Below are 12,142 nucleotides of genomic sequence, written 5' to 3'. Positions count from 1 at the left end.
AATGAACACCTTGTATCCAGTTTTCTATCCCAAGTCCATTGCGGTAGTCGGTGCTTCAAAAGATCCTACGAAGCGCGGTTTTCGGTCAATCCAGAAATTGATCGACGACGGATTTCCCGGGGAGATTTACCCGGTCAATCCGCGGGAAGTATCGATCCTCGGCAGAATTGCATACCCCACTCTGGCGCACGTTCCAGATTCGATTGATTTGGCACTCATCTGCACGCCGGCGCGAACGCTACCGGACGTCATCGCTCAATGCGGAGCAAGAGGTGTGAAGGGTGCCGTCGTTCTCGCCGGTGGCTTTGCTGAAGCGGGTGAGGAAGGCGCGGAACTTCAGGCGCGGATGGTCGAAGAAGCCGTGCGATGCGGGGTCCGAATTGTTGGTCCGAATACGTCCGGCATTTTCAACACTCATGCGCAGGCGAATATTGTCGGCTTCTCGGATCTGAAGCGGGGTGGCATAGCCTTGGTGTCGCAATCCGGGAATATGGCGCTGTCACTCGTTACTGAAGCCCAGGCCAACGGCTATATCGGCTTATCGATCTACGTTGGCATCGGAAATGAGTCGGACATTCAGTTCCACGAGTATCTCGAGTTCCTGCGTGTCGATGAAAACACGCAGGTAGTCATTGCGTACATCGAGGGTTTGAAAGACGGTCGGACATTTCTCGAGAGCCTGCAACGCATCACGCGAGAGAAGCCTGTCGTCATCTACAAGTCAGGCCGCACCAACGCCGGGCGCAAGTCAGCTCAATCTCACACGGGCGCACTCGCGGGTAACTACGCCGTTAGCGAAGGAGTGCTGAAGCAGGCAGGCGCCGTGCTGGCGCGCAAGTCGGACGAAATCCTCTCGCTCGCCGAGACGTTGTCGCTTTTGCCCCCGATGGCGGGGCGGCGGGTTGCCGTGCTCGCGGATGGTGGCGGTCATGCCACGATCGCAGCTGACGCCCTCTCGGAACAGAACCTGCAGATTGCGACGCTGAGTGACGCCACAAAGGCGCGCCTGAGTGCGATCCTGCCGTCCTCTGCGACTATCGCAAACCCAGTAGATGTCGCTGGCGGAACTGATTCAAACCCAGCACTCTTCGCGGAGTGCGCGGCCATCTTGATGGCCGATCCAGCCGTCGATGCACTCCTGATTACAGGATTGTTTGGGGGCTATGGCGTGCGTTTTTCTCACACGCTGACGGAGGTGGAGCTCGAGACGTCCAGGCGTGTGGCGAGCATTTGCACGGAGTCCGGCAAGCCAGTGATCGTGCACAGCTTGTACGGTAGCCTCGGTGCGGACCAGCGGCCCCGACCGTTGTCGATAATCCGTGAACTCGGTGTCCCTGTGCACGACTCACTGGAACTGTCGGTGCGGTGCCTCGAGGCGCTCGCCGCTTGGGGGGAAGCTCGCCGTCGCCCGAATCTTGGAGCGAACGATGTCTCGCCCCGGTCCGGGAGCTTTCAAGGCGTCATCGAGAACTGCCGGCGCGAGGGTCGCCACGTCGTCCTGGAGCACGAGGCGCGCCAAGCGCTGGAAGATGCCGGCGTCAAGATGTTTACGGCCGCGCGGCTCGCCTCATCTGCAGACGATGCGGTCGTTGCCTTCGAATCGATGGGTCGAGTCCCCGTGGCCATGAAGATCGTTTCCTGTGACATCGTTCACAAGACGGAAGCAGGTGGCGTCAAGCTGAACATCAGCAACACGTCCTCGGTTCGGGGTGCGTATGCCACGATCCTCGCGAATTCGACGACGTACGCACGCGCGCACGGCCAGGAGAACCCTAACGTGGCAGGTGTGCTCGTTACCCCGATGGCCCCCTCTGGTGGCGTTGAAGTCATCATCGGCGTCGTGCGAGACCCGTTATACGGCCCCGTCCTGATGTTCGGTCTGGGAGGCGTGTTGGTGGAAGTGTTGCGCGATGTGGTCTTTCGATCGCTTCCGATCACCGAAACAGACGCGCGGTCTATGCTTGGGGAAATTCGTGCCTCGCAGATTCTCGATGGCGTGCGAGGCTCACGCCCCGTTGACAAGGACGCACTGGTTCAGTTGATGCTTGGCGTATCCCGCCTGTGCACAGCGTTTCCTGAGATCGCTGAATTGGATCTGAACCCTGTCATGGCTTACCCAGAGGGGATCAGGGTTCTTGATGTACGAATCCTGCTCGATCCGAAACCGCCGTTGACCTCACGGGAGAACTAAGTAAACCAGCTACCGACGCTTCACGACGCACTTCTCACAATTGACAATCGCGTCGCAACGCTCACCCTGAATCGGGATGACGTGCGAAACGAACTGACGGGAACCCGACTCATTGATGACATCGAAGAGAACGTTCGCTGGACCAATCGCGATGAGAGCGTTTCAGTGCTCGTGATCACGGGTAATGGGAAGGCCTTTTCAGCCGGCGGCAACATCAAGCACATGCTCGCCCGGCAAAGCAGCTTTGCTGGTGACGTCCACGAGGTTCAGACGCGTTATCGGTCCGGCATCCAACGCATTCCCCTGGCACTCAGTCGCATCGATGTGCCGACAATAGCCGCAATCAATGGACCAGCCATTGGCGCCGGCTTCGATCTGGCCCGCATGTGTGACATCCGGCTGGCCTCCGACGTCGCCGTCATGGCCGAGAGCTTCGTCAACATCGGGATCGTGCCTGGCGATGGCGGCGCCTGGTTCCTGCAACGATTGGTGGGACAGCAGCGCGCCGCCGAACTCTGTTTCACGGGGCGATCCGTGAGCGCATCAGAGGCTTTGGCGCTTGGGCTCGTTCTCGACGTGATGAGTCCGGAAAAACTGATGACTCGTGCTATCGAGTTGGCCCATTCGATCGCGGCGAAGCCGCCACAGGCCTGCGTCTCACGAAGCGCTTGATGAAGAGTGCGCAGGGCATGGAGTTTCCGGAGTTCCTGGACATGTGCGCCGCCTTTCAGGGGATGTGCCACAACACCCAGGATCACTTGGAAGCGGTTGGCGCAATGCTCGAGAAGCGGCGCCCCCAATTCGTCGGGCGGTAGCTGCAGCGGTCGCCTCAGCGCTTTGGTCGCGCTGTGAGGTCCGTTCTGGAACCGATGCACTCTTCGCGTCGGTGGGTGTAGCATTCGTTCCATTCACACGAGGAGAACGCCCTGAATATGAGCGCCCGAGAAAAGCTACTGGAGCAGTTTGAAGCCCTAACGCCGCGCCTGCAGGCCGCAGCGCGATTCATTGTCGACTACCCCAATGAAGTCGTCATCAATTCGATGCGAAACATCGCTGAGAAGGCGGGGGCACAGCCGACAACCTTGGTGCGACTTGCGCAGCAACTGGGATATGAAGGCTGGTCCGAACTCAAGTCAGCGTTTGCAGAAGACCTTGGGTTACACGATGACTCTTATGGGCAGCGCGCCAAGACCGTCGCCCGGCGCGGCCGCACGCACGATCTTGTCAGCGAATTGTTTGCTGTCCACCACGGCAACATTGACGCCACTGAAAAAGGAGCCAGCCCGCAGCTGAGGAACGCGGTGAAGGCACTGAGGAAGGCCAAGAGCGTGCACATCGCTGGTCTTCGGGCCAGTTTTCCCGTGGCCTACACCCTTTTCTATGGCTATCGACTATTCCGAAATTCCGTTCATTTGATTGACGGCTCGAGTTCCGGCCTTGAACTGCAGCTGAGGCCCATCGAGAAGGGCGACGCCGTCGTCGTGACCAGTTTTGCGCCGTACTCGCGGGAGTCGCTGGAGATCGCCAACCATGCGAAAAGGGCTGGAGCGACGCTGATAGCGATGACTGATAGCAGTGCGTCACCTCTGGCGCTTCAGGCTGACATCACCTTGCTCTTTGCCGTGCACAGCTCGTCGTTCTTTCCATCCGTTGCGGCGGGCGTCGCACTGACGGAAGCATTGCTGGAGCAGCTCGTCGCAGACTCTGGCCCTCAAGTCGTTGAACAAATCGAACGCGTCGAGCGCCAACTCTTCGAGTCAGGAGCGTATGTGCAGGCGTCGGCGACCAAGCGCGCGCGCGCGTGAAGCGCGCCCTGCAGATGCCTTCTGGCGCTTACCTCGACCGAATGGGCGGCTGAGAAGCATTCCGGCAGGTCACTAGGGTGAATCGACATTCGGCCTGGCACCCAAGTCAGAGGAGCTGCCAGGCAGAGGAAGGCCATGAAGTTGGCGTCCTTGTGGTCATAGCGTAAGCGGTCTATCAACCATACCCTCGCGCGCGGCGCTGGTGCCGATCCGCAAGCCGCGTTCTACAGCTCGCCGAGCACGATGTTCCAGGGCAACAGAGCCTCGTAGTCGTCCACCGTCTGGGCCAGCGCAGCTTCTTGAAGAGCGCGACGAGGTAGCGGTAGGGCTCGATGTTGTTGGCCTTGGCGATCTCGATCAACGAGTACAGGTTGGCGCTTGCGTTTGCGCCGCCCACGGTGTCGGCGAATAGCCAGCTGCGTCTGCCGACGAACGGCCGACTGGTGTTCTCCACCGGGTTGGAGTTCAGCGGTCAGGTGTCAGTGTCCAGGAAGCGCACGAGCTTGGGCCACTGCTCGTGCAGGTAGTGCAGCGCCTCACCCAGCAGGCTGGACGGCGCGACACGGTGCAGGTGCGTGAGCAGCAGCCGTTCGATCTCGCGCACGACCGCGCGGCTATAGCGCGAGCGCAGCCGCAACCGGCGTTCCGGGCCCAGTCCTTGGCCAGCGCCTCGGCGCGGTACATACAGCTTGCCAATGAGCTGCACGCATTGCCTGGCGACCCGGTCCTGTGAACGTGCGGCATTCAGGATGGCGTCTTCGGCCTTGAGGAACGGTCGGCGCGCGTGAACCCAACGCCCCAGGTGCGCGAGCCCACCGGCCCTGGCGATGTGCAGGCGCTGCGAATGCTTGTGCGCCACCGCCAGGTCGATGCCATCGAGCAGCCAGTGCAGCTGCTCGACTGTCAGTGTTGGCTCACCACCCGCAACAGTCCACCACGCTCAGCCGCAACGCTGCCGCCCGACCGGGCCACGGCAGCTCGAATCTCGGTTCATTTGTTTCATGGTTTCCACCAATGAATCATTCGCTTCTTTTGCGCTAGGATTAAGTTAAATGGTGAGCGAGTCTTGATGCTCGCCGTAACGAAGAGACAACATGGCCCGTAAATCCAATGTTCACGTGTGAAATGAATCGCTCAACCGCACTTGCGTCAGGCGTCGACTTAGGCAGCTCAGCAGCAGGGAAACCTGTGATGCCCACAGGCGAGGACGCGTCACGCATCGACCCATCGGTCCCCGTCCTCAGCGTGCGCGATCTGTCGGTGCGCTATGACCTCGAGGATGGACAGATCCAGGCGGTCGTCGAGGTTTCTTTCGATCTCGAGCCTGGCGAGACATTTGCCATCGTGGGTGAGTCCGGCTCCGGAAAATCCACGCTCGCTCTTTCGCTGTTGGGGATGGCACCAGTCACGGCAGGTGACATACGACTCGACGGACAAAGCATCGCCGCCCTGGGGCGTGCGGCGTTGTCGAAGATCCGCGGGCATCGCATCGCGATGATTTTCCAGGAGCCGATGACCTCGCTGAACCCTGTGCTGACGGTGGGGTACCAGCTGACGGAAGCGATACGGCTGCACACGAGCTTAGGTCGGCGCGAAGCAACGCAGCATGCAGTTCTCATGCTATCCAAGGTCGGCATTTCGGATGCTGAGCGCAGGCTGAGGCAATACCCCCACGAACTGTCGGGCGGTATGCGACAGCGCGTCATGATCGCCATGGCGCTGTCCTGCAATCCGGCGGTGCTAGTCGCCGATGAACCCACAACGGCCCTGGACGTTACGGTGCAGGCTCAAATACTCGACTTGATCGCGGACTTGCAGCGTGATCTGGGGACGGCGGTCGTCTTGATCACGCATGACATCGGTGTCGTGGCCGAAACGGCAGACCGAATCGCGGTGATGTACGCCGGAAGAATTGTCGAGGAGGCACCGACGGCTCAACTCTTTGCCCATCCAAGGCACCCGTACACACAAGGGCTCCTCAGATCGGTTCCACGGGTCGACGTTCCGCGCACTGACGAGCCCCTGCCTTCGATGTCGGGCAGTGCGCCTTCGATGCGGCATGTCCCAGCGGGCTGCCCGTTCCGTGATCGTTGCGACCAGGTCCACGACCGCTGCAGCGAAACTCCACCCTTGGTGCGGATCGGCACCGACTCCGTGAGGTGCTGGCTCCATGCTTGACGTATCAACACAAAGCGAAATCCTTCAAGTCGAGAGTCTCACGCAGCGCTTTCCCATCGAAACAAATGCTCTCGGACGCCCGACGCGATGGCTCCACGCGGTCGAAAACGTTTCCTTCACACTTGCGAGCGGGGAAACGCTCGGTATCGTCGGCGAGTCGGGGTGTGGAAAGTCCACGCTTGCCCGAAGCATCCTTCAGCTCTATACGCCGACCTCTGGCCACGTGCGCTTTGACGGAAGCGATCTGGGCAGCGCAAGCGCCAGAGACATGCGCGAGCTGCGAAAGCAGATGCAGATTGTTCTTCAGGATCCATTCGGGGCCCTGAACCCGCGAAGGAGCGTTGGCTCGAGCATCGCAGATGGCCTGGACGGCGGCAACATACGCGCGCGCGTAGGAGAACTTCTTGAGCGCGTGGGTTTGCGAGCGGAAGACTACGCTCGCTATCCTCACGAATTTTCAGGTGGACAACGCCAACGCATCTGTATTGCTAGGGCATTGGCGCCGCAGCCGCGGTTGTTGGTCGCGGACGAAGCCGTTTCTGCGCTCGATGTATCGGTTCAGGCGCAAATCCTCAACCTTCTTTCGCAATTGCGAGCCGACTTTGGGTTGAGCTTTCTTTTCATCAGCCACAACCTCTCGGTGGTGCGTGCGTTTTGCGACCGCGTGGCAGTGATGTATCTGGGACGCATCGTCGAAATCGGGCCGACCGAAAAGTTGTTCACGGATCCAGCGCACCCTTACACGCGTGCCCTGATGTCGGCTGTCCCTGTTCCGGATCCAACTCGACGTCATCAGCACGTGCCTTTGCGTGGTGAGTTGCCAAGCCCCCTGTACCCTCCGGCGGGTTGTGCATTTCGCACCCGCTGCCTCTATGCCGCCGACGCCTGTTCCCAGGTCGTGCCACGACTGAGCACGCAGGGCGATGGCCGAGAAGTTGCATGTATCCGGCTCAATGACGTTGACCGCGGCCCAGTCTGGACGCAAAGCAAGGAGTCCAGTCTATGTTGAAGTTCATTTTGCGCCGGGTACTGCAACTGGTTCCGGTCTTGGTGTTGCTTTCCATGCTCGTATTTCTGCTGGTGCACCTCGTGCCGGGCGACCCCATCGAGGTGCTGATGGGCGAAGGGAACAGCGATCCCGTGGTCGAGGCCCAGATGAGAGCTAAGTATGGCCTTGACCGCTCGCTACCTGCACAGTACATCACCTGGATCGGCAACGTCGTTTCAGGTGACTTCGGGACATCGATATCGACAAAGCGCCCCGTGCTGGAAATGATCGCCGAGCGCTTTCCCGCGACGTTGACACTCGCCTTTTCTTCTGCATTGCTCGCAGTTCTGATCGCGATACCGCTTGGCATAACGGCGGCACTGTTCCGAAACACCGCCGTTGACTTTCTCGCTATGGGAAGCGCCTTGATCGGCATCTCGGTACCCAGTTTCTGGTTCGCGATCCTGTTGATCCTAGTCTTTGCCCAGTACCTGGGTCTCCTGCCATCGATGGGGTATGCGCCATTTTCTCAACCATTGGATGCGTTGCGTCACCTCATCTTGCCGACGCTCGTACTAGGAACCGCCATGGCGGCGAACATAACCCGTCTGGTACGCGCCGAGGTCATTGAGCAGCTGGGGCGCGACTATGTCCGGACGGCCCGCGCAAAAGGCGCACCAGAAAACATGGTGATCGGATTGCATGTGTTGAAGAACGCGATGATTCCAACCGTCACGTTGATCGGCATTCAGTTCAGCGGTCTGCTTGAAGGCGCCGTCATCGCTGAAACGATCTTCGCATGGCCGGGTCTCGGCAAGCTTGCGGTGAGCGCCGTTGCGGAACGCGACTACCCCATGATCCAAGGGATCGTGCTCGTTATGGCCACGGTCTGCATGCTCGTCAACTTGCTGGTCGACCTGTCGTACCGACTCCTCGATCCACGCGTGAAACTCCATTGAACGCCCAGGAAACATAACCATGAAACTCAAGCACCTCGCTGCCTCGCTGGCCCTGGTTGCCGCCGCAGCATCAGCGCAATCGCCAGGGGCACCTAAGAATGGGGGCACCCTGAAGGTAGGTCTAGAGACAAGTTCACTGACCAACGGATTCGATCCAGCGGTTATCCAGGGTGACAGTACGGGCTGGATTCTCGGCCAGATCGCCGAAGGCTTGCTGAACCGCGATCTCAAGGGCGATTTTGTCCCTTGGCTGGCGCAATCCTGGACGGTGTCGAAAGACAAGCGCGTCTATACCTTCAAACTCCGCCAGGGCGTGAAGTTTCACAACGGTCGTGTTATGACCGCCGGTGACGTGAAATTCAGCCTCGACCGAATGCTTGACCCGAAGACCGGCTCACGCCGTCGTGGTGAACTGTCCGTGATCGACAAGATCGAGGTGGTGGACGCGAACACGGTCACGGTGCATCTCAAGGAATCATTCGCTCCGTTCCTGACGACGCTTTCAGGCGTGTGGGCCGCGATCATTCCAAAGGAAACCCTCAATCCCGATGGGACGATCACGCATCTGATCGGCACGGGCCCCTTTGCGCTGACGGAAGGCAGTAAAGAGCGCGTCACGATGAAGAAATTCGAAGGCTACTGGCGCAAGGGCGAGCCGTATATCGACTCATTGACTTTTCTGCCGGTGCCCGATGACGCCGCGCGGATGACCGCGCTGCGCACCGGTGCGGTCGACCTGATCACGTCTGTGCCCAATCAGTTGCTGCCGGCCCTTGCGCCCAACAAATCCCGTGGATTCGAACTTCTCGTTGCCCCCAGCGCGGTCTGGCACACGGCGATCATGAACACGACGAAGCCGCCTTTCAATGACCCACGGGTTCGGCAGGCCGCCAATCTGGCAATCGACCGCAACATGCTCGTTCAGGCTCTGACATCCGGATTTGGGCGAGTCGACAACCAGAACTGGGAAAAGGGATCGTTCTGGCGACTGGAGGGTGATCCAGTGAAGAGCAACCCCGCGAAAGCCAAGGCACTTCTGGCGGAAGCAGGATTCAAGAACGGGCTTCCCATCACGATCGAGTGCAAACCGGAGTACCGACGCGATGCTCAGGTGATCCAGAGCCAGTTGAATGCAGTCGGCTTCCAGGCGACGATCCGAGTTTCCGATTGGGTGGCGCTGAACCAGCGCATGAAAGCCTACAACTTCCAGTTCGCGATTTCCGCGGCCAGCGGCTACAACGACCCCGATTTCCGCTTCAGCCGGTTCTACCTCAAGGCGGGACCTGCGAACTACTTGGCAGGCGGATACGAAAACCCCAAGGTTACCGAATTGCTCAATGCCGCCCGAGTCGAGTCTGATCCCCTGAAGCGCAAGGAGTCGTATCAGCAAGTCTTCGACATCATCGGGCGCGACGTGCCCAGCCTCATGCTGTTTTTCGAACCGCGAACACTCGCGTGGCGCGAGGAATTGAAGGACTTCAACACCAACGCAGACGGTGACCTGTCAATTGCCGACGGTGGCCTTGCAAAAACCTGGTTGAACCGCTAAAGGGACTTTTGAATATGCTCTCCTCGGAAACAAAGGCGCTTGGGCTGCGCATCCTGCGTAACCGGCTGGCCTTCATAGGTGTCGCATTGGTCCTGCTCGTGGTTGCGGCCGCGCTCGTCCTTCCCTTGGTTCTGCCTTGGGACCCGAACGGCATGGACATTGACAATGCGCTTGGTGCGCCAGGCAATGGCCACTGGTTGGGGACAGACCAGTTCGGCAGAGATCTGCTGACTCGCCTGGTCTACGGCGCCGGGATTTCCTTGCAGGTGGGATTGCTCGTCACGCTCTGTTCGCTGGTTCTCGGTGTCGCTCTGGGCGGCACTGCAGGCTACGCCGGCGGCGCCACCGACGCGTCCCTAATGCGTGCCATGGACGCATTGCTCGCGTTTCCCGGTCTTCTGCTCGCCCTTGCTCTGGTGGCCGCGCTTGGCGACAGCCTCTGGGCCATCGTTCTTGCGCTGACGATCGTTGGTATCCCTCGATTTGCCCGGGTCGTTCGCGCGACAGTGCTGCAGCGCAAGGAAGAGGACTACGTGCTCGCCGCCCGAGCTCTGGGGAAACGGCCCGTGAAGATTCTGGTCCAGGACATCCTTCCAAACTGCTCTGGGCCGATCCTGATTCAGACGACGCTCGTCTTCCCTGGAGCCGTGCTGGGTGAGGCTGCGCTCAGCTTCCTGGGTCTCGGCTTGCCGCCACCTGCCCCCTCCTGGGGACGGATGCTGCAGGAAGCTACGACGGTGATGGAAATTGCGCCCTCTATAGCGATCTACTCCGGATTGGCGATCTTCGTAACCGTCCTCGGTTTCAATTTCCTGGGGGATGGCTTACGCGACGTCTTCGACCCCCGGACAGCTCGACAAAATTAGGAGGCAGAAACATGTCTGCGCGTGGTCAAACAGATTCGAGAGGCGGCGTCGTTGCTACGGGTTCACCGGCGGCAACAGCGGCCGGTGAAGCGATCTTCAGGGCGGGAGGCAATGCCACCGATGCAGCGGTGGCGGCTGCCCTGACGCTCTGCGTTGCAGATCCTGCAAACGCAAGCCTGCTCGGTCGCTGCCACATTGTTGTTCGAACCGAACAAGGTGGCTTCTTTGCGATTGACGGGGCAAGTTCGATTCCTGCCTCGTTGCCGCGCGATCTAGGCTCAGGGCCTCTGCGGTGGGCGGGCATTCCTGGCTTGCCGCACGCCCTCTGCAAGCTCCATCACGATCATGGCCGATTGTCTTTGGCGGAGGTCGTCGCGCCGGCGGCTCGGCTCGCGGACGAAGGATCCTCTGCACCTCCCCACCTTGCCGCCGTTTGGGCGCTTCGTGCGTCGGAACTGATGGAAGCGGGGGCGGGTCCGTATTTGGATGGGGGAAGCCCGCCAGCGCTGTTCCGGCACGAGAAGCTTGCGGGCCTGTTGCGGGCCTACGGTGAAGGTGGCGCCCCCGCCATCATGTCAGGTGCGACCGCGAACCGGCTCGTCGATGGCATTCGTGCCCGCGGTGGGCATTGGCGGATTGAGGACTTGGAAGCTGCCGATGCACGGGAAGGTGAAATCCTGCATTGCCAATTCCGCGACTGCCAAGTCACGACCATTGGCCGCCAAGGCTGGGGGCACACGCTGCTGGAGATGCTGGCGATCCTCGATCGCCTCCCAAAATTCGGCCCTGCGCTTACCGGCCGTGAAGCATGCACTTTGGCTGCAATCATCGAAACCTGTTTCGAAGACCGCCCACAACGACTGGGATCGCTCGAACCTAAGCCCGACGGACTGCCCTTTGAAGCGCTCATCGACCCGCACTTCGTTGCCAAGAGGGGGGATGCAATTTCACAAAGCCTGATCAATGGGAGTGTCCCGCATGCCCGCGTTGCGTCCGAACTCCCGACTCAAGCGCTACGCGAGGACCAGGACACCACGCACTTGTCGGCACTGGATGCGAGCGGCATGGCTGTCGCTTTGACCATGTCGATCGGACCTCACTTCGGCCTTCGCAGCACCGACACCTCCTTCGGTCTGTTTCCTGCAAAGAGCTACCGCATGGGCTCCGACCCGGTGCCAGGTGCCCGCGATGTGACGGAAATGACGCCGGCCATCGTTTCGCGTGGAGGTCGCGTGCTTCTGTCCCTTGGTGGAGCCGGAAGCGAACGGATTCCCGGTGCCGTCGCCCAAACCATCGTCAACGTTGTGGACCGAGGGCTGGGGTTGCCCGAAGCCTTGCGAGCGCCGCGCGTTAATTTCAAGGATGGCTGTCCAAGGGTACACGCAGATGCAGGCCACGAGGTCATCGAGGCACTGCGCGCTCATTGGTCGCGCGTGGAAGTCCATGCCCTTGGGCACGAGAGCCACCTTGGAATCGTCCAGGTTGTCGGAGAACGCGCGGATGGACGCCTCGACGGCGCAGCAGACCCCTCATGGGATGGGACATGTCGGGTCGCATAAGCGGCTGACGGCAGACGACAGGTCGCGACGCTCTACGGCCTGGCGGT

At 60.3% G+C, this 12,142-nt stretch carries 10 protein-coding genes; 9 read left to right on the top strand and 1 reads right to left on the bottom strand.

The window, feature by feature from the left end; translation table 11 throughout:
• The first annotated feature begins 1 nt into the window (after position 1).
• The 3 genes from ACAM52_RS30415 (at position 2) to ACAM52_RS30405 (ending at position 3,996) form a co-directional block, all read left to right on the top strand.
• Positions 2–2,191: an acetate--CoA ligase family protein gene (locus ACAM52_RS30415; RefSeq protein ID WP_369630374.1), complete on the top strand. Its 2,190-nt coding sequence runs from the start codon at positions 2–4 to the stop codon at positions 2,189–2,191.
• Between the two features lie 81 nt (positions 2,192–2,272).
• On the top strand, positions 2,273–2,863 hold the full coding sequence (locus ACAM52_RS30410; protein ID WP_369630373.1) for an enoyl-CoA hydratase-related protein: 591 nt from the start codon (positions 2,273–2,275) through the stop codon (positions 2,861–2,863).
• A gap of 260 nt (positions 2,864–3,123) precedes the next feature.
• A complete protein-coding gene (locus tag ACAM52_RS30405) occupies positions 3,124–3,996 on the top strand; it encodes a MurR/RpiR family transcriptional regulator (RefSeq protein ID WP_139701198.1) in 873 nt (290 codons plus the stop codon).
• A gap of 472 nt (positions 3,997–4,468) precedes the next feature.
• Here ACAM52_RS30405 and ACAM52_RS30400 read toward each other — a convergent pair whose 3' ends face one another.
• Positions 4,469–4,855, bottom strand: coding sequence for a transposase (locus ACAM52_RS30400; RefSeq protein ID WP_369630372.1), 387 nt, complete (start codon positions 4,853–4,855; stop codon positions 4,469–4,471).
• Between the two features lie 332 nt (positions 4,856–5,187).
• Here ACAM52_RS30400 and ACAM52_RS30395 point away from each other — a divergent pair, with 332 nt between their 5' ends.
• The 6 genes from ACAM52_RS30395 to ACAM52_RS30370 are packed head-to-tail and all read left to right on the top strand — an operon-like array spanning position 5,188 to position 12,095.
• Positions 5,188–6,174: an ABC transporter ATP-binding protein gene (locus ACAM52_RS30395; protein WP_139701200.1), complete on the top strand. Its 987-nt coding sequence runs from the start codon at positions 5,188–5,190 to the stop codon at positions 6,172–6,174.
• On the top strand, positions 6,167–7,183 hold the full coding sequence (locus ACAM52_RS30390; RefSeq protein WP_139701201.1) for an ABC transporter ATP-binding protein: 1,017 nt from the start codon (positions 6,167–6,169) through the stop codon (positions 7,181–7,183). The genes ACAM52_RS30395 and ACAM52_RS30390 overlap by 8 nt, the downstream gene beginning before the upstream one ends.
• The gene (locus ACAM52_RS30385) at positions 7,177–8,121 is read left to right on the top strand and encodes an ABC transporter permease (protein ID WP_139701202.1); all 945 of its coding nucleotides are present in this window, start codon (positions 7,177–7,179) and stop codon (positions 8,119–8,121) included. The genes ACAM52_RS30390 and ACAM52_RS30385 overlap by 7 nt, the downstream gene beginning before the upstream one ends.
• A 19-nt stretch (positions 8,122–8,140) precedes the next feature.
• Positions 8,141–9,670, top strand: coding sequence for an ABC transporter substrate-binding protein (locus ACAM52_RS30380; RefSeq protein ID WP_369645393.1), 1,530 nt, complete (start codon positions 8,141–8,143; stop codon positions 9,668–9,670).
• Between the two features lie 14 nt (positions 9,671–9,684).
• Positions 9,685–10,536, top strand: coding sequence for an ABC transporter permease (locus ACAM52_RS30375; protein ID WP_139701204.1), 852 nt, complete (start codon positions 9,685–9,687; stop codon positions 10,534–10,536).
• An 11-nt stretch (positions 10,537–10,547) separates the two neighbouring features.
• Positions 10,548–12,095, top strand: a complete 1,548-nt coding sequence (locus ACAM52_RS30370; RefSeq protein WP_369645392.1) for a gamma-glutamyltransferase — start codon at positions 10,548–10,550, stop codon at positions 12,093–12,095.
• Positions 12,096–12,142 lie beyond the last annotated feature (47 nt).

Origin of the sequence: Variovorax sp. V118 (assembly GCF_041154445.1) — a bacterium.
Taxonomy (GTDB): Bacteria; Pseudomonadota; Gammaproteobacteria; order Burkholderiales; family Burkholderiaceae_C; genus Variovorax; species Variovorax boronicumulans.
Note: the sequence above shows the minus strand (reverse complement) of the source record. Positions and strands in the feature narration are given on the sequence as shown.

What these genes read in the sequence shown, in the direction of transcription:
- ACAM52_RS30415 (WP_369630374.1), top strand. Translation starts at nt 2, where the DNA reads ATGAACACCTTGTATCCAGTTTTCTATCCCAAGTCCATTGCGGTAGTC.
- ACAM52_RS30405 (WP_139701198.1), top strand. Translation starts at nt 3,124, where the DNA reads ATGAGCGCCCGAGAAAAGCTACTGGAGCAGTTTGAAGCCCTAACGCCG.
- ACAM52_RS30370 (WP_369645392.1), top strand. Translation starts at nt 10,548, where the DNA reads ATGTCTGCGCGTGGTCAAACAGATTCGAGAGGCGGCGTCGTTGCTACG.
- ACAM52_RS30395 (WP_139701200.1), top strand. Translation starts at nt 5,188, where the DNA reads ATGCCCACAGGCGAGGACGCGTCACGCATCGACCCATCGGTCCCCGTC.
- ACAM52_RS30390 (WP_139701201.1), top strand. Translation starts at nt 6,167, where the DNA reads ATGCTTGACGTATCAACACAAAGCGAAATCCTTCAAGTCGAGAGTCTC.
- ACAM52_RS30380 (WP_369645393.1), top strand. Translation starts at nt 8,141, where the DNA reads ATGAAACTCAAGCACCTCGCTGCCTCGCTGGCCCTGGTTGCCGCCGCA.
- ACAM52_RS30385 (WP_139701202.1), top strand. Translation starts at nt 7,177, where the DNA reads ATGTTGAAGTTCATTTTGCGCCGGGTACTGCAACTGGTTCCGGTCTTG.
- ACAM52_RS30375 (WP_139701204.1), top strand. Translation starts at nt 9,685, where the DNA reads ATGCTCTCCTCGGAAACAAAGGCGCTTGGGCTGCGCATCCTGCGTAAC.